The following is a 19,763-nucleotide window of genomic DNA, read 5'->3' as shown; positions in this document are numbered from 1 at the left end:
CGGCGCGTCGTCGCGCCGTGACCTTTGTGAAAGCGCGCCGTCTGTCCTCTGGGGCGATCCGGCGCGCTTTTTTGTTGCGCTAATTTCCCATTCACCCTGTCATCGGCTAAGGCCCCGACGTGAAAAACGCTTCCTCCTGGATCATCGGCGGCCTGCTTCTGGCGGGAACCGCATCGGCACCCAATGCTCTTGCCCAATCCGATCAAGCGGCGCTGGTCCGCCCGCCAGATGCGGCTGACCTGAACGCCCATCTCGCCCGGCTGGCGGCCAACCCGCGCGATGTGGATGCGTTGATCGGGGCAGGAGAGGCCGCGCTGGCGCTGGACGATGCCCGCGCCGCCGCCGGTTTCTTCGCCCGCGCCGATGCGATCGCCAGCGGGAATGGCCGGATCAAGGCGGGTCTGGCCCGCGTCATGCTCAAGACCCAGAACCCGACCGAGGCGGTGCGCCTGTTCGATCAGGCCGGGCGGCTGGGCTATCCCGACACGACCATATTGTCCGACCGGGGCCTTGCGAAGGACATGACCGGCGATCAGGCCGGGGCGCAACGCGATTATTATGCCGCGCTCCAGCGTACCCCCAATGATGAGGAACTGGTTCGCCGCTATGCCGCCTCGCTCGGCATTTCCGGGCAGGTCGATGCGGCGGAAAAGATATTGGACCCGCTGCTCTACAAGAGCGACCGGGCCGCCTGGCGCTATCGCGCGTTCATTTTGGCGATGAACAACCGGCAGGCGGACGCGAAGAAGGTCGCCGACCAGACGATGCCGGCGCAACTGGCCACGGCCATCATCCCCTATATGCAGAAAATGCCCTATCTCACCGCCGCGCAGAAAGCCGCAGCGGTGCATTTCGGCCATTTCCCGCAGCAGACCGGCACGACCATCGCCACCATCATCCCGACGCCCCCCGCGCCGGGCGTGACGCTCACCAAGGCGCCGGTCGCGGTCGCCGCCGCAACGCCGACGCCCAAGCCCAAGCCCGTCAGCCGCGCCGAACAGCGCCGCCAGCAGCGCGAGGCGGCCCGTCTCGCCCGCGCCGAAGCCGCGCGCGCCCGCACCGCTGCTCGCCAGCCAACCGCTGTGGCGTCGCAAACGGCAACCGTGCCGCAACCGCAGGCCGCGCAGCCGACCCGGCCGCAACCCGTTCCCCCTGCGCCGACCCAGCTTGCACAGGTCCAGTCGCTGCCGCCCGAACCCAGGCCGCAATCGCCGCAGGTCCAGCCGCTGCCCTCTACCTCTTCGGCGGCCTCCTCCAGCCAGACGCCGCCCGTCCGTCAGGCGGCCACGCCATCCGCTACAGGCGTGCAGGGGCCGCCTTCGCCCGGCTTCGACTCGATCGATCGTCCCGCCCAGCCGACGCCCCCGGCCGCGTCGACCGGCAGCCAGCTCAACGCGATCACGCTGGCCCAGGCATCGACCCCGTCGGCCCAGCCCGAGCCCTCCACGCCGTCGACAGCCTCCGAACCGGCGCCCCCGCCGCCGCCTGCACCCGCCGCAACGCCCCAGCCCGATCCGGAGGCGACCCGCACGCTGGCGCAGATCATCCACGCCATCGACGTGCCCGATGCCGAACGGCAGGCAAGCGTGGCCGCCGTCGATCTGGACGAGGTCGCCGCGATTCAGGCGCAGCGCCGCCTCGAACGGCAACAAACGGCCCGCGCCGCCGCCGACAAGGCCAAGAAGGACGCCGCCGCCAAGGCCAAGGCGGAGGCTGACGCCAAGGCAAAGGCCGAAGCAGAGGAAAAGAAGCGCCTTGCCGCCAATCCCTCGCGCAACTGGCTTCAGGTCGGCGTCGGCCAGAGCAAGTCCGCGCTGGGCTTCACCATGAAGGGCCTGCGCAAGAAATACACGATCCTGTCGCGTCAGGACGGCTGGAGCGCCAGCTGGGGCCGCACCAACCGCCTGCTCGTCGGCCCCTTTGCCAGCTTCACCCGCGCCAAGGAACTGGAAACCAACCTGAAAAAGGAAGGCGCCGACGTCTTCGCCTGGAAGAGCGACGCCGGCGAAGTCGTGGAGCAACTGGCGGGGCAGTGATGCGGGCCTGTGAATGCGGCTTTTTTTGCCCTCTCCCGTCTTCACGGGAGAGGGTTAAAAGCCGTCAGCCTGCTCTCCACCCAAATAATGCAATCGCGCCGCACTATCCGTTCAAACCCGCACGATAATGGTCTAGGAGCCGTCCCATGACGACGCTCGCTTCCTATGCCTGCCATCCTTCCGCCAGCCGTGGCCGCCTCCATGCCGAGGCGGGGGGCGAGATGCGCGGGCCGCGCGATGTGTTTCAGCGCGACCGGGATCGCATCATCCACTCGATCGCCTTCCGCCGCTTGCGCCACAAGACGCAGGTCTTCGTCTCGCCCGATGGCGATCATTTCCGCGTCCGCCTGACCCATAGTCTGGAAGTCGCGCAGATCGGCCGCACCACCGCGCGCACGCTGAGCCTCAACGAAGACCTGACCGAAGCGCTCTGCCTTGCGCATGATATCGGCCATCCGCCCTTCGGCCATGCGGGGGAGGATGCGCTGGAAAGCGCGCTGGAGGCGCATGGCGGCTTCGATCATAACGCCCATACGCTGCGCACGCTGATGCTGCTGGAAAGCCCCTATCCGCGTTTCCGGGGCCTCAACCTCAGCTGGGAAATGCTGGAGGGGCTGGCCAAGCATAATGGCCCGATCGACCATCCCGGCTGGGCGATGCGCGAACTGGACGCGCTGTTCCCGCTGGACCTTGCCAGCCACGCCTCGCTGGAGGCGCAACTGGCCGCGATTTCGGACGATATCGCCTATGACAATCACGACATTGACGATGGGCTGCGCGCCGGATTGCTGACGCTCGACCAGTTGCTCGAAGTGCCGCTGGTCCGCACCTGCTGGGACCGGGTGCGCGCCCGCTATCCCGATGTGCCGCAGGATCGGCTGCTGCGCGAACTGGTGCGGGAACAGATTGGCGTCATGGCCAATGACCTGATCGAGTCCACCCGCCGCAATATCGCGGAATCGCGCGTTGAAACGGTGGAGGATGTCCGCGCGCTCGGCCGCACTCTCGTCACCTTCTCGCCCGAACTGGAGCAGCAGGAGCGCGACCTCAAGCGCTTCATGTACGCGACCCTCTATCACCACCCCGAACAGCTTGCGGCGGCTGATCGTGCGCGCATCATCGTCACCGATCTGTTCCGCGCCTATCAGGCCGACCCGCATCTGATGCCGCCCGAATGGCGCGACGATTGTGCGCTGGAAGAACCGACCCGCAGCCGCCACATCGCCGACTTCATCGCCGGCATGACCGACCGCTATGCCGAAAAGCGCCACGCGGAAATTTGCGGGGTTGTGGCCGGGGTGTGACGTGCTCCTGCGAAGGCAGGAGCCCAGTTGAGACGGCAGAACTGGGTTCCTGCCTTCGCAGGAACACGGGGAGGGCGTCAGGCGGAAACGATCCGTTCCCACCCCGCTTCTTGTCGCGCCTCGTGCCTCGCGATAGCCCATCGGCATGACACTCCATCCCCAGATCGCGGCCTTCGCCGCCCAGCTTGACGATCTTGCCCGCCTGCTCCGGGCGCAGGACAACCGCCTCTGGGCGGACCGGATTGTGCTTATCCATCGCACCGTCGCGGACTCCAACTATGCTGGCGTCGAACGCTTTCTGGCGCTGTTCGAAGGGGAGGGTAGCTTTGCTTCCGTCCAGCTCGACAATGTAGAGGCGGACAGCGAACTGGCCGCCTGCCGCACGGCGGCGCTCGCCATGGCCCGGCGTCTGGCAAAAGAAGAACAAGCAGGCGATTGACGCGCCCCGTCCTTTGACGCAATGCACAAAGTGTCTCCGGCGGATTCGTTCGTCGGGCACGATGCGGGAGAGCATGGGAAGCCTTTGAGGCCACCCCGTCACCGAAGGAGCAACCGCCCCGGAATCTCTCAGGTTAAAGGACCGCATCGCGCGCAAGGCACTCTGGAAAGCGGACGGATTTCCGTCCCACCGAAGGGGTAAGCCATGTGGCCGCACGGCCGCTGGTCAAAGCTCTCAGGTTCCGTGACAGAGGGGGTGGCAGATGTCACAGGTCCGACTCCGGGCCTGTCTATGCTGTCGCTACCACCTCCTGCACGGAAAGGCCGCATCATGTCCGGCAATGAAGACGCCACCCATTTCGAAGACCTGCCGCTCGAAGCGCTCCCGCTCGACGCCTGGCATCGTGCGAAGGGCGCGCGCATGGTCGGCTTTGCCGGCTATCATATGCCGATCCAGTATGAAGGCATCATGGCCGAACATAGCTGGACCCGCGAACATGCCGGCCTGTTCGATGTCAGCCATATGGGCCAGCTCACATTTTCGGGCGAAGGCGTGGATGAGGCGCTCGAACATATCCTGCCCAGCGATATCAAGGGGCTGAAGCCTTTCCGTCAGCGTTATTCGATGCTGCTGAACGACGAAGGCGGCATCCTGGACGACCTGATGGTCTCGCGCCTCGGCCCCAATGAAAAAGGTGAACCCGCCTTTGACGGCGCGGCGATCTACATGGTCGTCAACGGCGCGACCAAATATGACGATATCGGCTGGATGATCGACTATCTGCCCGACGAAGTCGTGATGAATCACATGGCCGATCAGGCGCTGCTGGCGCTGCAAGGGCCCGAAGCGGGCGAAGCGCTGGCGACCCTCATCCCGCAAACCGCCGATCTTCTCTTCATGCAGTCCGGCCCGTTCGTCTGGCGCGGCGTTCCGCTGTGGATCAGCCGTTCGGGCTATACCGGCGAGGACGGCTTTGAAATCAGCATCCCCGCCGAGGATGTGACCCTGCTGGCCGATGCGCTGTGCGAATTGCCGCAGGTCAAGCCGATCGGCCTTGGCGCGCGCGACTCGCTGCGTCTGGAGGCTGGCTTGCCGCTCTATGGCCATGATCTGTCGCCCGCGGTCAGCACGATCGGCGCGGACCTGGGCTTCGCGATCCAGAAGCGCCGTCGGGAAGAGGGCGGTTTCATTGGCCATGCCCGCGTGATGAAGGAACTGGCTGATGGTCCCGGCGCCAAGCGCGTGGGCCTCAAGATCGAAGGCCGTCTGCCCGCCCGCGAAGGTGCGAAAATCTTCTCCGGCGCGATCGAGGTCGGCGAAGTCACATCGGGCGGCTTCGCGCCCAGCGTCGGCGCGCCGATCGCCATGGGCTGGGTCAGCCTGCCCGACAGCGCGGAAGGGACCGCGCTGGAAATCGAAGTGCGTGGCAAGCGCATCGCCGCGGTGGTTGCGCCGATGCCGTTCGTTCCGCATCGTTATCGCCGCAAGGCCTGAGTCTGCATATTTTTTGACCTTTTTGGTGGTCGTGATTTTCAAGCAAATCACTTCTGGGGAGTAGAAAATGAGCCGTTATTTCACCGACGAACATGAATGGATCGACGTAGAGGGCGAAATCGCCACCGTCGGCATCACTGATTATGCGCAGGAACAGCTGGGCGACATCGTGTTCGTCGAACTGCCTGCCGAAGGCACGACCTTCGAAAAGGGCGACGACGCCGCCGTCGTGGAATCGGTCAAGGCCGCGTCCGACGTCTATGCGCCGATCTCCGGCGAAGTCGTTGAAGCCAACGGCGCGCTGGAAGACGAACCCGCGCTGGTCAACAGCGATGCCGAGGAAGATGGCTGGTTCTTCAAGCTGCGCATCGCCGACACCAGCGAGCTGGACGGCCTGATGACCGAAGCCGCCTACAAGAAGTTCGTGGCGAGCCTCTAAGCAACAAAAATAAGCCCCTCCCTTTCAAGGGAGGGGGAAGGGGTGGGTCGCGACCGCAGGGAGCGTCCGCCCTATCGCCACGGAGCAGCGCTCGCTCCGCTCGCGACCCACCCCCGGCCCCTCCCTTGAAAGGGAGGGGGGAGTTTTTGGAAATGCGCTACCTACCCCTTACCGACACCGACCGGCAGGACATGCTGTCCGTCATCGGCGCGTCGTCCATCGACGACCTGTTCGTGGACGTGCCCGCAGAGGCCCGCCTGACCGGCACCATCGCCGGTCTGCCCGATCATGCCAGCGAACTGGCGGTCGAGCGCCACATGGGCGCGCTCGCGCGGAAAAATCTGTCGGCAGGGGAGGCACCTTTCTTCCTGGGCGCCGGCGCCTACAAACATCATGTCCCTGCCAGCGTCGATCATCTGATCCAGCGCGGCGAGTTCCTGACCGCCTACACGCCCTATCAGCCGGAAATCGCGCAGGGCACGCTCCAGGTGCTGTTCGAATTCCAGACGCAGGTCGCCCGTCTGCTGGGCGTCGATGTCGCCAACGCCTCCATGTATGACGGCTCGACCGCCTGCTGGGAAGCGATCGGCATGGCCCGCCGAATCACCAAGCGCGGCAAGGCTCTGCTCTCGTCCGGCCTGCATCCCCATTATGTTTCGGTCGCCAACACCATGGCGAAATTCACCGGCGACGCGCTGGTGCATGAAGCGCCGACGCTGGACGCTGCGACCGACATCGACGCGCTGATCGCCTCGATCGACAAGGATACATCCTGCGTCGTCGTCCAATATCCCGATATTCTCGGCCGCATCGCCGACCTGACCCCGCTGGCTGACGCCGCTCATGCGGCCGGCGCGCTGTTGGTCGCGGTCGTCACCGAGCCGGTTGCACTGGGCGCGATCAAGGCGCCGGGCCATATGGGCGCGGACATCGTCGTTGGCGAAGGCCAGTCGATCGGCGTCGGCCTCCAGTTCGGCGGCCCCTATCTCGGCCTGTTCGGCTGCAAGCAGAAATATGTGCGCCAGATGCCGGGCCGCCTGTGCGGTGAAACCGTCGATGCGGCGGGCAAGCGCGGTTTCGTGCTGACGCTCTCCACCCGAGAGCAGCATATCCGCCGTGAGAAAGCCACGTCGAACATCTGCACCAACTCCGGCCTCTGCGCGCTGGCCTTCAGCATCCACATGACCCTGCTGGGCGAACGGGGCCTGCGCGAACTGGCGACCCTGAATCACGGCCTCGCCGTGCAGGCTGCTGATCGCCTCGCCAAGGTGCCGGGCGTCACGCTGCTCAATGACAGCTTCTTCAACGAATTCACGCTGGTCCTGACCAAGGATGCGCGCGACGTCGTCCGCACCCTCGCCGACAGGGGCATTCTTGCCGGCGTCTCGCTCGGCCGCCTGTTCCCGGACGCGCCGGCCATCGGCAACGGCCTGGTCGTCGCGGTGACCGAAACCGTCACGCCGGAGGACATCGAAATCCTTGCCGCAGCGCTTGAGGAGGAACTGGCATGAGCATGCTCAAGGAAGGTCGCCCGACCACCCCGCAAGCCGTCGAGGACGCGCATATGGCCCCCGCAACCGCCACCGGCAACCGCGCGCTGATGCTGGAGGAAAAGCTGATCTTCGAGATCGGCTCGACCGACACCACCGGCGTCGATTTCGCCGAAGCACCCAAGGTGGCAAGCCGCCTCGGCTCGCTCGCCCGCACCGACAGCCTCGGCCTGCCCGGCCTGTCGGAACAGGAAACGGTGCGTCACTACACCCGCCTGTCGCGCCAGAACTACGCCATCGACCTTGGCCTGTTCCCGCTCGGCAGCTGCACGATGAAGCATAACCCGCGCCTCAATGAAAAGGTCGCGCGGATGCCCGGTTTCGCCGATATCCACCCGCTCCAGCCGCAGTCGACGGTGCAGGGCGCGCTGGCCGTCATCCATGAACTGGCCGCCTGGCTGGTGACGCTGACCGGCATGCACTCGGTCGCCATGTCGCCCAAGGCGGGCGCCCATGGCGAACTGTGCGGTCTGTTGGCGATCCGCGCCGCGCTCGAAGCCCGTGGCGACGCCCGCAGCGTCGTGCTTGTGCCCGAAAGCGCCCATGGCACCAACCCCGCCACCGCCGCCTTCTGCGGCTATAAGGTGGAGGATATCCCCGCGACCGCCGAAGGCCGCGTGGACCTCGAAGCTCTGAAGGCCCGCCTGGGTCCGGACGTTGCGGCGGTGATGATCACCAACCCCAACACCTGCGGCCTGTTCGAACGCGACATGAAGACCATCTCCGACGCGGTCCATGCCGCCGGAGCCTTCGTCTATTGCGACGGCGCGAACTTCAACGCCATTGTCGGCCGGGTCCGCCCCGGCGACCTGGGCGTCGACGCGATGCACATCAACCTGCATAAGACCTTCTCCACCCCCCATGGCGGCGGTGGTCCGGGTTCGGGTCCGGTCGTGCTGTCCGAAGCGCTCACGCCCTTCGCCCCGCTGCCCTTCGTGGAAAAGCAGGGCGACAAATTCGTGCTGGTCGAAGAAGAAACGGCGGAGGATCACCACGCCCAGACCTTCGGCCGCATGGTCGCCTTCCATGGCCAGATGGGCATGTTCACCCGCGCGCTGACCTATATCCTCAGCCACGGCGCGGATGGCCTGCGTCAGGTCGCGAGCGATGCGGTGCTGAACGCCAACTATATCCTGCGCAGTCTCGACGACGTGCTCGACGCGCCGTTCGGCCCCAGCGGTCCGTGCATGCACGAAGCGCTGTTCAGTGATAAGGGCCTCGCCGAAGGCTTCACCACGCTCGACATCGCCAAGGGCCTGATCGACGAGGGCTTCCACCCGATGACCATGTATTTCCCGCTGGTCGTCCATGGGGCGATGCTGGTCGAACCGACCGAGACGGAAAGCAAGGCCGCGCTCGACCAGTTCATCATGGCGCTGCGCAGCCTCGCCGAACGGGCCAAGGCGGGCGACGAGCTACTCAAGGGCGCGCCGTACCACGCCCCGCGCCGTCGCCTCGATGAGACGCTGGCCGCCCGCAAGCCGGTCCTCACCTGGACCGAGCCCGCGCTGGCGCAGGCCGCCGAATGACGGAAAGGCCGGAACCCTGGCAACCGGGTTCCGGCCCTGCCGTCGCGGGCAAGCGATACGCCCCCGCGACGCAGCGCAACCGTGACGCGATCGCGGATGTCCTGCGCGAAGTCCTGCCGTCCTCCGGCCTCATATTAGAGGTGGCGAGCGGCAGCGGCGAACATGCCGTCCATTTCGCCGCCGCTTTCCCCAAACTTGACTGGCAACCGACAGATCCCGATCCGGCCGCGCTCGCCTCGATCGCCGCATGGCGCGCCGAAGCGAATCTCCCCAATCTCCGCCCGCCGATCCAACTGGACGCCAGCGCCGGCTGGCCGATTGCGCAAGCCGATGCGATCCTCTGTATCAACATGATCCATATATCGCCGTGGGAAGCCACGCTCGGCTTGCTGAAAGGGGCAGGGGCCGCGCTGCCCCCCGGCGGTCTGCTCTATCTCTACGGTCCCTACACAAGCGACGGCGTGGAAACCGCGCCCAGCAACCTCGCCTTCGACGCCTCGCTCAAGAGCCGCGACCCGCACTGGGGCCTGCGAGCCGTGGAGGATGTGATCGCGGCGGCAAAGGCAGAGGGACTGGCGTTCGAAAAACGGATCGAAATGCCCGCCAACAATCTGTCGCTCCTGTTCCGGCGGCGCACTTGAAAGAGCGACGTGCTCCTGCGAAAGCAGGAGCCTGGGGCGTCAGCGCACGTCGTTCGACCCTGGGCTCCTGCTTTCGCAGGAGCGCCTCTATATAGCAGTCCCATGCCCAACCACCTCCTCCCCCTCGTCACTGCCGAACTCGCCGCCCCGGCCGATCCGCGCGCGGCCGCAATGGCCGGCGCGCTTGCCGCGAAATATCCCGATGCGGCCCGCGCCGTGCTCTTCTACGGCTCCTGCCTGCGGGAGGCCAATCTCGACGGGCTGATGCTCGATTTCTACCTGATCGTGTCGGACTATCCGGCCGCCTATGGCAAAAGCTGGCTGGCTCGCGCCAACCGGTTGATCCCGCCCAATGTCTTCCCGTTCGAACATAATGGCCTGATCGCCAAATATGCGGTCCTGTCCGAAGCCGACTTCGCGCGGCTGAACAGCGTGGAGGCGGACAATGTCTCGGTCTGGGCGCGCTTTGCCCAGCCATCGCGCCTGCTCTGGGCGTCGGACGATCTCGCCCGGCAGCGCACCGTCGCCGCCGTGGCGCAGGCCGCGCCGACCTTGTTCGATCTCACGATGCCCATGTTGCCGATCGATGTGGACTGCACGTTGCTGGACATTTGGAAGGCGGGCTTCACCTTGACCTACAATGCTGAGTTGCGGGCCGAGAAGAAGGGGCGTTCAGTTTCGATCGTGGATGTTGATCCCGATCGTTATGAGCAATTCGGTCGAGCAGCTCTTGCGACAATTGCAGAGCGTCGACGTGTAGGTCCGGGCGGTGAGGTGGCAAACGCCATGTCGCCTGCTTCAGCGTCTGCGCTTTGGCGCCAACTTCAGCGGCGCGGCAAGCGCCTGTCGGTGATCCGCCTCGCCAAGGCCAGCTTCACTTATGCCGGCGGGATCGATTATCTGGCGTGGAAGATCAACCGCCATGCCGGCACGCAGATAGAGATCAAGCCCTGGCAACGGCGCTGGCCGCTGCTGGGCGCGGTCACTCTGCTGCCGCGGCTGTTCCGGGGTGGCGCGATTCGCTGAGCGTCTGGCTCAACGCCTGTCCCAGCGCCGCCAGCGTATAGGGTTTGCGCAGCACCGCATGCCCTTCGAAATCGGCGCTGTCGTTGGTGTCGCCGGCATAGCCAGTGACGAACAGCACCGGCAGATGGCGGAACCGCGCGGGCAGGGCCTTCACCATTTCCGGCCCGGTCATTTCGGGCATCAGTACGTCGCTGATGATCAGGCCGATGTCGCCATTATGCGCCAGCAGCTTGGCGGCCTTGGCCGGATGGTCGCAGGCGATCGGCAAATGGCCCAGTTCCGCCAGTGCCGCCATCGTCTGGTTCAGCACGCGCGGATCATCCTCCACCACCAGGATTCGGGTCGGCGGCTGTTCCACCGGCGCGCGCGCAAAGGCGATCGCCTCGGCCGGGTCGCCCGTCACCGCCTCTATCGAGCGCGGCAAATAGATATGCACGCTGCTGCCCTTGCCCGGTTCGGATTCGATCCGGATCTCGCCTTCGCTCTGGCGCACGAAGCCGAATATCTGGCTGAGGCCCAGCCCGGTGCCCTTGCCCACCGGCTTGGTGGTGAAGAAGGGCTCGAACACCCGCGCCAGCACTTCGGGCGTCATGCCGCATCCATCGTCGGTGACGCTGAGCGCAATATAGTCGCCCGCCGCGCATTCGCCGATCTCGCCCGCCTTCAGCCGGACCTGCCCGGTCGCCAGCATCAGCCGTCCGCGGCCCTCCATCGCATCGCGGGCATTGACGCAGAGGTTCAGGATCGCATTTTCCATCTGATGCTGGTCGACGAAGATGCGCCAGCCCTGCGCCTCCTGCGCGAAGCCGACGGTGATCTGGTCGCCGATGGTGCGGTCGATCAGGTCGGCCATGCCTGACAGCAGCGCGTCGGGGTCGACCGCGCTGGGCAGCAGCGGCTCGGACCGGGCAAAGGCCAGCAACCGCCGGGTCAGCGCCGACGCCCGATTGGCCCCATCCATCGCATTGTCCAGATGGCGCACCGCCTCCTCGGGCTTCAGGTGCAGCTTGCGCTTGGCCAGTTCCAGCCCGCCGACGACCACCGCCAGCATATTGTTGAAATCATGCGCGATGCCGCCGGTCAGCTGGCCGACCGCATCCATTTTCTGCATCTGGCGCAGATTGTCCTCCGCCGCCAGCCGCTCGGTCGATTCCCGCTTCACCTGCTCATAGGCTTCGGACAGTTCGGCCGTTCGCGCGCGCACCGCGTCCTCCAGCCGGTCGGCGCGCTCGCCCTCCAATTCCGCCTGTCGCCGCGCATGGCGGCGCTCGCGATAGGCCATGTTGGCGAACCATGCGGCGAACAGGATGCACACCAGCAGCGCCAGCCCGACCAGTTGCGACGTCTTGCCCACCCAGGCGCTGCGGTCGCCCGCCAGCGTCACCGCCAGACTGCGTTCGCGCAGCCGCTGATTCTCGGCCGTGATCACCAGATCGAGCAGCGCGGTGATGCGCCGCAGATCCTGCGACTTGCCCGCCTGATGGAAGCGCGCCAGAGCCCCCATCTTCTGGTCATAGGTGGTGCGCAGGCCGATCTCGTTCAGCGTTTTGCCGCGCGCTATGAAGGCATAGTGCAGCGCCGCCACATTGCCGCGCTGCCATCCCGATCCGCGCGTGGCATAGGTCAGCGCCTTCAACTGGCTCGCCGCGCCGCGCCACTGGTCCTGAAACAGGCGGCCGGTGTCCGGGTCCAGACTGATCACATAGCGGGCCAGCGTCACTTCCGCCCGCGCCGTCCGCGCCTCGAACCCGCGCGCCAGGGTGATCACCTCGAAACTGCGCTGTTGTTCCGCCAGCGCGCGCTGGTGGTCGTCGGACGCATTGCTGGCGGTATAGACCAGCGCGCCCAGCGCCCCGATCAGCAGCGCCGCCAGCAACAGCGGCAGGGCGCGCCGTACCATGGCGCCCCCGCGTCTGTCCCGATCATCCAGATGTTCATTGTCCGCCATCGACCGTTACACTAGCCGAACAAGATTAAGGGCGGAACATCCATGATGAAAAGTTCCGCCATAATCCGGCGCCCCGTCGCGCCACAGGCTCGATCGGGCGTGTCGGGCGGCGTTTCGGACTCAGCCGATCGCGCCGGTCGCCTTGCCCGCCGTTTCGAACATGCCGATGATCTGCGTCACCTGATCGTCGCTATGCTCGGCGCACAGCGAACAGCGCAGCAGGAAGGTGCCGGCCGGGGTCGCCGGCGGACGCGCCATGTTGACGTACAGGCCCAGCTCCAGCAGGGTCTGCCACATGGCGACGGCCTGCATCTGGTCGGTCAGGATGACGGCGATGATCGCCGACTGCGGCGTCGCGCTGCCCAGCTTGAAGCCGAGGTCAGAGAGGCCCTTGTGCAGCCGCTGGCTGTTCTTCCACAGATGCGCGCGCTTTTCGCCCGAATGCATCAGCTTGCGGATGCTGGTCGCGGCGGTGGCGACGACGCTGGGCGGCAGCGACGCGGTGAAGACGTAAGGGCGGCAGACGAGGCGCAGGATTTCGAACTTGGGATGGTTCGAGACACAGAAGCCGCCGACCGTGCCGACCGACTTGGAGAAGGTGCCGACCACGAAGTCGATCTCGCCCTCGACGCCCTGTTCTTCATAGGCGCCCCGGCCATTCGGGCCGAAGAAACCCATGCCATGGGCTTCGTCGCACAGGATCATGCAATTGGGATGCTTGCGGATCGCGGCGACCATTTCGGGCAGCGGGGCGACGTCGCCCAGCATCGAATAGACGCCTTCCAGCACGACCAGCTTCAGCGCGTCGGCGGGCAGGCGGCCCAGGCGCTTGTCCAGATCCTCGACGCTGTTGTGGCGGAACCGCACGATCTCCGCATTGCCCAGGCCACAGCCATCATAGATGGACGCATGGCTGTCCGCGTCCAGCACGACATAGTCGCCCTTGCCCGCCAGCGTGGAAATGATGCCCAGATTCGCCTGATATCCGGTCGAAAAGACCATGGCGCCGCTGGTGCCGTAGAACTCCTTGAGCGCGTCCTCGACTTGCTTATGGCCCTGATAGGTGCCGTTCAGGACGCGGCTGCCGGTCGTGCCCGCGCCGAACTCGTCCAGCGCCTTCTTGCCCGCCGCGACGACATCGGGGTCGAACGTCATGCCCATATAATTATAGGTGCCGAGCAGGATGGTTTCCTTGCCCTTGATGATCGCGCGCGTGGGCGACAGCACCTGATCCATCACGATCGCATAGGGATCGCGCACGCCGGTCGCCAGCAGCGCCTCGCGCTCGTTGATCAGCGGGTCGAATTTGGAAAAGAGGTCGCGGGTTTCGGTCGCGGTGGCGGCGTCGGTCATAATATCAGCAATCCCTAAACCGTTCGGGCTGAGCGAAGTTGAAGCCTTCTGCCGAGCGGAGCCGAGGCTCCCTGCTTCGCCTTCGCTCAGCAACACCCCCTTCGACTGCCTGCAAAGGCAGGCGCTCAGGACAGGCTTCGACTTTGCTCAGGGCGAACGGAAAATCTATGTCAGGCGGTCTTCAGCTTGGCGACCGCGTCGACCAGTTGGCCCACGGTTTCGATCTCGGCCTGCATGTTCATGGTGATGATGATGTCGAACTCATCCTCGATCGCCGCGACGAAATCCATCACCGTCAGGCTGTCCCATTCCAGGTCGCCGGCAAAGCTGGTGGTTTCGCTCAGCGCGACGCCCTTCTTGTTGAAGGGTTCGATCTGCGCCGCAACGCTGTCGAAAATCTCGGTGCGATCGGTCATTATCGTGAAAATCTTTCCGTCAAAGCGCGGCATTTGCCGCCTCAGCCCGCTCTTTGGCAAGCGAATAAGGCGTTAATCGGGCAGCATCGCGCCCGAATATGAATGTCGTTAAAGCCGCTATCAGCGGAAATTGTCGGCGTAGGCCTGCAATTTCAGGGTCTTGGGCGGGGTCGCGATGACGGTGTAGGCAACACCCTTCTTCTCCGCATAGGCGACGGCAGCCTCTTGCGACGGGAAGTTCAGCTTCAACTGCTGTTGCGTGTCGCCCGAACCGGCCCAGCCGGTTAGCGGATCGGCCTGCTTCGCTTCGGCGGGCGCATATTCCAGCACCCATTTGTGGGTCAGCGCCTTGCCAGACTGGAGGGCGTTCTTCTGGATCTGGTAAATGCGCGCGTTCATCGCGAAAGACTCCGTAAATTCGTCATTTTGCGTTGCACCAATGCTCGCCGCCAAGTCAAGAGTTGCGGCGGGCATCGGCATTTTTGGTGCGCAATGTGGCGCTGGCGCTGGCCGGATCGTCAGGCCAGGGATGGCGCGGATAGCGCCCGCGCATTTCCTTCGCCACGTCGCGCCAGTTGCCCGCCCAGAATCCCGGCAGGTCGCGGGTCGTCTGGATCGGCCTCCCGGCCGGCGACGTCAGCGACAGTATCAGCGGAATGCGTTCGTTCCCCACGGTCGGATGCGTGGCCAGGCCGAACAGCGCCTGCACCCGCAATTCCACGCGCGGTCCGCCCTCGGCCGCATAATCGATCGCATGGTTGCTGCCCGCAGGCGACCGGAAATCGGGCGGAGCCAGCCGATCAAGCTGGCTCTTGGCATCCCATCCGATCAGCCCCTCCAGCACGCCCGAAAGCTGCGACCGGTCGATATCGGACAGCCGCCGCTTGCCCGTCAGCAGCGAGGGCAGCCACTCGTTCAACGTCTCGATCAACGCCGCGTCGGACAGCGCCTCCAGCCCGGCAAATGCCCCCCGCATCCGCAACGATTGCGCCGCCTCCGACCAGGGCAGCAGGTCCAGCCCGCCCTGCCGCACGCCGTCCACCAAAGCCGCGACCACCGCATCGGGATCGGGCCGGTCGTCCGACCCGCCCGACAGCCGCACCGCGCCCAGCCGCCGTTCGCGCAAGGCCTCGATCCCGCCATTGCCCGGCCTGAACTTGACCGTGCGATGCTCCATGATCCGGGCGCCGAACAGCGCGATCACGTCGCTCTCCTCGATCGGCGCAGCGGACAGGATGCGCGCGCCCGCCGCGTTGCCCTGCACCTCGCCCACCGCCAGCCACGGCTCCCGCGCGAGCGGCGACAGCGGATCAAGCCGAAACCCGCGCCCGCCCACACTCGCCCAGTCCGCGCCATCGGCGGAACGGCGCTTGGCGACGCGGTCAGGAAAGGCGAGGGCGAGGCAGAGGCCAGTCGCATCCGTCGCGCCGCTTGTCCCCCTCCCGTTTGCGGGAGGGGTTAGGGGAGGGCTTGTCTTGGCGGAGGCATTAATAGCAGACCCTCCCCCGACCCCTCCCGCAAGCGGGAGGGGGGCCATAGTCGCGGATGGTGCGATGAGCTTCGCCCACCTCTTCGCCAGCCCCCTTGCCGCATCCGCGCGCTTGCCGCTTTCCCGGCGCCAGCGCTGCCGCCGCAATGTCAGGTCGCTATCCTGCCCGCCAATTCCCCGCTCGCCCAGCAGCACCGCCACCTCGGCCGCGACTTCCGCTAGTCCCATCTCGCCCGCCCGCACCAGCATATGCGCGATTCTCGGCGACAGCGGCAGCTTCGCCAATGCCTTCCCATGCGCCGTGATCCGCCCATCGCCGTCCAGCGCCTCCAGCACGGTCAGCCGCCCGCGCGCTTCCTCCACCGCAGCGGCCGGCGGCACATCCAGCCAGCGCAGCGCGCCCGGATCGCTCACCCCCCACAGGGCGCAATCCAGCAACAGGTTGGACAGGTCGCTTTCCAATATCTCCGGCGGGTCGAAGGGCGGCATGCCCGCGCTCGCCGCCGCCTCCCACAATCGATAGGCGACGCCGGGCCGCTGCCGCGCCGCACGCCCCGCGCGCTGGGTGGCCGACGCCTGACTGGCGCGCTCCGTCATCAATCGCGTCACGCCCGCCGCCCGGTCATAACGCGGCCGCCGCGCCAAGCCGCTGTCGACCACGATCCGCACGCCGTCGATGGTCAGGCTGGTTTCCGCAATGGAAGTGGCAAGAATGACCTTGCGCGTGCCGGACCGCGACGGCCGGATCGCCGCCCGCTGCGCCCCCGGATCGAGCGAGCCATGCAGCATATGCACCTCGACCGCGCCACCCTCGATCCGCTCCGCCGTCCGCTCAATCTCCCGCACGCCGGGCAGGAAGGCGAGCAGATCGCCCTCCGCTTCCTCGCTCAGCGCCCGGCGGATCGCCGCCGCCATCTCATCCTCGATCTTCTTTTCCGCTGCGCGACCGATGTGGCGCAGCTCCAGCGGCTGGATGCGCCCCTCGCTCTCGATCACCGGCGCGCCGTTCAGCAGGCTCGCAAAGCGCGCCCCGTCCAACGTCGCCGACATCGGCACGATCCGCAAATCCGGCCGCAACGCTTCCTGCGCATCCAGCGCCAATGCCAGCCCGAAATCGCTGTCCAGACTGCGCTCATGCACTTCGTCGAACAGCACGGCGGACACCCCGGACAGTTCCGGATCATCCTGAATCCGCCGCACGAAAATGCCCTCGGTCAGCACCAGCAGCCGCGTCCGCGCAGAAACCTTGCTGTCCATCCGCGTCGCATAGCCGACCGTGCCGCCCGGCTGCTCGCCCATCATCTCGGCGATCCGCTCCGCCGCCGCCCGCGCCGCCAGCCTGCGCGGCGACAGCAGCAGCACCTGTCCGTCGCACCATGGCTCGTCCAGCAGGGCAGGGGCCACCGCCGTCGTCTTCCCCGCGCCCGGCGGCGCCACCAGCACGGCATTGCTCCCCACCCGCAACGCGGCAAGCAGATCGGGCAGCACGGCGTGAATGGGCAGGGGGATCGGCAGGTCGGTCATGGCGCTTCCTCTCGCGCCAATCGGCGCGCAGCGCAAGACGGCCGGCCGTTCCTCTTCCTGCTCGCGCGTCAGTGCGGAACTCTCCGGCTCATTTATTTCACGCGGAGGCGCGAAGGCGCGGAGAGATTGCGCAACACCTCCGCGTCTTCGCGCCTCCGCGTGAACAATCTTTCACCTTATGGCCTATCAGCCGACGGCCCCTCCCGATCCGCTTACCCGAACAGATAGATGTGGATCGGGTTCTTCGGGTCCAGAACCATCTTGGCGGTCAGCGCCAGCGACATGAGGATCAGCAGCGGCTTGATCAGGCGCGATCCGAAGCGCATCGCCAGATGCGACCCGATCTGCCCGCCGGTGATGCTGCCCACCGCCATGGCCAGCCCCGCGATCCAGATCACATGCCCGCCCGCGATCATGGTCAGCAGGCCCGCGACATTGCTGGCGAAATTGGCCGCCTTGGTCTGGGCGGTGGCGCGCAGGATGGAAAGGCCGCCCAGCGCCAGAAAGATGGTGGTGTAGAAAGCGCCCGCGCCCGGCCCGAAAAAGCCGTCATAAAATCCCACCACGCCGATCATGCCGGACATCCCCGCCATGCCGACCCGCGCATGCCGGTCCGCGTCGCTCAGCTTGGGGGAGAAGGTGAAATAGGCCGCCATCGCCACCAGCAGCGCGGGCATCAGCCCCGCCAGGATCGAGGGATCGACCCGCTGCAACAGCCACGCGCCACCCGCCGACCCGATGAAGGCCGCGATGATCGGCCCCTTGAAGGTCTTGAGGTCCATATGCCCGCGCCGCGCATAGGCGATGCACGCGCCGAAAGTGCCCAGGCAGCCTTGCAGCTTGTTGGTCGCCACCGCCGGCACCGGCGGCACACCCGCCGCCAGCAGAGCGGGCAGGGAGATAAGCCCGCCGCCACCCGCCATCGCATCGACGCACCCGGCCATGAGCGCCGCAGCCATAAGGAAAGCGATGGTTTCGGGGGACAGGATCATTTCGTCACGGGCCTAGATAAATTCCCGTTCGCCCTGAGCCTGTCGAAGGGCCGTTTTTCTTTTGAAGAAGTGCGGGGCTTCGACAGGCTCAGCCCGAACGGAGGCAAGAGACGAACGATGCCGCCCGTCTCCTCAATAGGCGCGTGCTATAGCGAACTCGACCGCTTCGATAAGGGCCGCTTTGGCCGCGCCGGCATCGAACCTGTCGAGCGCGTCGATAGCCATCTGGCCATAATGGCGCGCCCGCGCCATCGTGTCGGCGATCGCACCGGTGTGGCGCAGCAGGCCGGTGGCATGGGCCAGATCCTCGTCGCTGATCTTGTGTCCGGCGATCGCGGCCTTCCAGAAGGCCTTGTCCTCGTCCGACCCGCGCGCATAGGCCAGGATCACCGGCAACGTCACCTTGCCGTCGCGGAAGTCGTCGCCCGCATCCTTGCCCATCGTCGCGCCGTCCGATTCATAATCGATCGCGTCGTCGATCAGCTGGAAGGCGATGCCAAGGTTGCTGCCATAGACGTCCAGCGCCTGTTCTTCTTCCTCGCTGCGGCCCGCGACCACGGCGGAAATGCGACAGGCGGCGGCGAACAGAGCGGCGGTCTTCGCGCCGATAATGTCCAGATATTGTTCTTCGCTGGTGTCGATCTTGCGCTGGGCGGTCAGCTGGTTGACCTCGCCCTCGGCGATCACGGCCGACGCGTTGGACAGGATATGGAGCACTTTGAGCGACTCCGCCTCGACCATCAGCTCGAACGAGCGCGAGAAGAGGAAGTCGCCCACCAGCACGCTGGCGCTGTTGCCCCAGATGATATTGGCGGTCTTGCGGCCCCGGCGCAGCCCCGATCCGTCGACCACATCGTCATGCAGCAGGGTGGCGGTGTGGATGAACTCCACCGCAGCGGCCAGCTTGTAATGGCGGTCGCCCGCATAACCGACCAGATCGGCGCAGGCCAAAGTCAGCATCGGCCGCAACCTTTTGCCGCCGCCCGCGATCAGATGGCCGGCCAGTTCGGGGATCAGCGGAATGCGCGACTGCATCCGGTCGATGATGACCGCATTGACTTGCTCCATGCCGTCGGCGACCAGAGTCAGGATGGGCGTGAGCGAAGGCTCCGCCTTGGCGCTACCGATGGGATCGACATTATCGGGGGCAACTGCTGTCATGGCGCGTCATGTGGCGCTGCAAAATGTGAAAGGCAAGCGGGAATAGCTTGCGCGAGCGGCCGGATGCGGCAAAAAGCGCGCGATCTGGAACCGGAGACTATCCAAGTGGACGAGACATTGAACCGCTATCGCGAAAGCATCGACAATATCGACGCGGCGCTGGTGTTCATGCTGGCCGAACGGTTCAAGATCACCCAGGCCGTGGGCGAGCATAAGGCGACTCACGATCTGCCCCCGGCCGACGCCGGCCGCGAGGAACGCCAGATCGCCCGCCTGCGCCAGCTCGCGCTCGACGCCAATCTCGATCCCGACTTCACCGAGAAATTCCTGCGCTTCATCATCGACGAAGTGATCCGCCACCACGAACGCCTGCGCGAGGGCTAATCCTCCCCGCTTGCGGGGAGGGGGACCGGCGAAGCCGG

General features: G+C 65.9%; 17 protein-coding genes and 1 riboswitch. Of the genes, 10 read left to right on the top strand and 7 right to left on the bottom strand.

The features are described 5' to 3' along the window. Window positions 1–119 precede the first annotated feature (119 nt). From BMX92_RS00605 to BMX92_RS00565, 9 genes are all read left to right on the top strand, one after another. Window positions 120–2,036 (top strand): tetratricopeptide repeat protein, encoded by a 1,917-nt coding sequence (locus BMX92_RS00605; protein ID WP_093010444.1) that lies wholly within the window; start codon window positions 120–122, stop codon window positions 2,034–2,036. A 146-nt stretch (window positions 2,037–2,182) separates the two neighbouring features. Then, window positions 2,183–3,340, top strand: coding sequence for a deoxyguanosinetriphosphate triphosphohydrolase (locus tag BMX92_RS00600; protein ID WP_093010442.1), 1,158 nt, complete (start codon window positions 2,183–2,185; stop codon window positions 3,338–3,340). 145 nt (window positions 3,341–3,485) lie between these two features. Continuing rightward, window positions 3,486–3,779 (top strand): hypothetical protein, encoded by a 294-nt coding sequence (locus tag BMX92_RS00595; protein ID WP_093010440.1) that lies wholly within the window; start codon window positions 3,486–3,488, stop codon window positions 3,777–3,779. A 54-nt stretch (window positions 3,780–3,833) separates the two neighbouring features. Beyond that, a riboswitch (glycine riboswitch) is annotated at window positions 3,834–3,933 on the top strand. Between the two features lie 176 nt (window positions 3,934–4,109). Beyond that, entirely contained in the window at window positions 4,110–5,273 is a 1,164-nt protein-coding gene (gene gcvT / locus BMX92_RS00590) for a glycine cleavage system aminomethyltransferase GcvT (RefSeq protein ID WP_093010438.1), read from the top strand. A gap of 67 nt (window positions 5,274–5,340) precedes the next feature. Then, window positions 5,341–5,712 (top strand): glycine cleavage system protein GcvH, encoded by a 372-nt coding sequence (gene gcvH / locus BMX92_RS00585; protein WP_093010436.1) that lies wholly within the window; start codon window positions 5,341–5,343, stop codon window positions 5,710–5,712. Between the two features lie 152 nt (window positions 5,713–5,864). After that, window positions 5,865–7,223, top strand: a complete 1,359-nt coding sequence (gene gcvPA, locus BMX92_RS00580; RefSeq protein ID WP_093010434.1) for an aminomethyl-transferring glycine dehydrogenase subunit GcvPA — start codon at window positions 5,865–5,867, stop codon at window positions 7,221–7,223. Continuing rightward, a complete protein-coding gene (gene gcvPB, locus BMX92_RS00575) occupies window positions 7,220–8,791 on the top strand; it encodes an aminomethyl-transferring glycine dehydrogenase subunit GcvPB (RefSeq protein ID WP_093010431.1) in 1,572 nt (523 codons plus the stop codon). The genes gcvPA and gcvPB overlap by 4 nt, the downstream gene beginning before the upstream one ends. Beyond that, window positions 8,788–9,432 (top strand): DUF938 domain-containing protein, encoded by a 645-nt coding sequence (locus BMX92_RS00570; protein WP_093010429.1) that lies wholly within the window; start codon window positions 8,788–8,790, stop codon window positions 9,430–9,432. The genes gcvPB and BMX92_RS00570 overlap by 4 nt, the downstream gene beginning before the upstream one ends. A gap of 102 nt (window positions 9,433–9,534) precedes the next feature. After that, window positions 9,535–10,458, top strand: coding sequence for a hypothetical protein (locus BMX92_RS00565; RefSeq protein WP_093010427.1), 924 nt, complete (start codon window positions 9,535–9,537; stop codon window positions 10,456–10,458). Here BMX92_RS00565 and BMX92_RS00560 read toward each other — a convergent pair. From BMX92_RS00560 to BMX92_RS00530, 7 genes are all read right to left on the bottom strand, one after another. Beyond that, complete coding sequence (locus tag BMX92_RS00560) at window positions 10,415–12,406, bottom strand: ATP-binding protein (protein WP_093010425.1); 1,992 nt, start codon at window positions 12,404–12,406, stop codon at window positions 10,415–10,417. The genes BMX92_RS00565 and BMX92_RS00560 overlap by 44 nt on opposite strands. A 120-nt stretch (window positions 12,407–12,526) precedes the next feature. Then, entirely contained in the window at window positions 12,527–13,759 is a 1,233-nt protein-coding gene (locus BMX92_RS00555) for a serine palmitoyltransferase (protein ID WP_093010423.1), read from the bottom strand. A gap of 170 nt (window positions 13,760–13,929) precedes the next feature. Next, complete coding sequence (locus tag BMX92_RS00550) at window positions 13,930–14,175, bottom strand: acyl carrier protein (protein WP_093011238.1); 246 nt, start codon at window positions 14,173–14,175, stop codon at window positions 13,930–13,932. Between the two features lie 120 nt (window positions 14,176–14,295). Beyond that, window positions 14,296–14,574: an ETC complex I subunit gene (locus BMX92_RS00545; RefSeq protein WP_093011235.1), complete on the bottom strand. Its 279-nt coding sequence runs from the start codon at window positions 14,572–14,574 to the stop codon at window positions 14,296–14,298. 55 nt (window positions 14,575–14,629) lie between these two features. Beyond that, window positions 14,630–17,188, bottom strand: coding sequence for an ATP-dependent helicase HrpB (hrpB, locus tag BMX92_RS00540; protein ID WP_093010421.1), 2,559 nt, complete (start codon window positions 17,186–17,188; stop codon window positions 14,630–14,632). A 212-nt stretch (window positions 17,189–17,400) separates the two neighbouring features. Further along, window positions 17,401–18,180 carry a TSUP family transporter gene (locus BMX92_RS00535; RefSeq protein WP_093010419.1) on the bottom strand — a complete coding sequence of 260 codons (780 nt, stop codon included), beginning with the start codon at window positions 18,178–18,180 and terminating at the stop codon, window positions 17,401–17,403. A gap of 132 nt (window positions 18,181–18,312) precedes the next feature. Further along, on the bottom strand, window positions 18,313–19,341 hold the full coding sequence (locus BMX92_RS00530; protein ID WP_093010417.1) for a polyprenyl synthetase family protein: 1,029 nt from the start codon (window positions 19,339–19,341) through the stop codon (window positions 18,313–18,315). Window positions 19,342–19,446: 105 nt separating this feature from the next. Between BMX92_RS00530 and BMX92_RS00525 the strand changes: the two genes are divergently transcribed. Then, window positions 19,447–19,725, top strand: a complete 279-nt coding sequence (locus BMX92_RS00525) for a chorismate mutase (RefSeq protein WP_093011232.1) — start codon at window positions 19,447–19,449, stop codon at window positions 19,723–19,725. Window positions 19,726–19,763 lie beyond the last annotated feature (38 nt).

Origin of the sequence: Sphingobium sp. YR768 (assembly GCF_900111125.1) — a bacterium.
Classification (GTDB): Bacteria; Pseudomonadota; Alphaproteobacteria; order Sphingomonadales; family Sphingomonadaceae; genus Sphingobium.
Note: the sequence above shows the minus strand (reverse complement) of the source record. Positions and strands in the feature narration are given on the sequence as shown.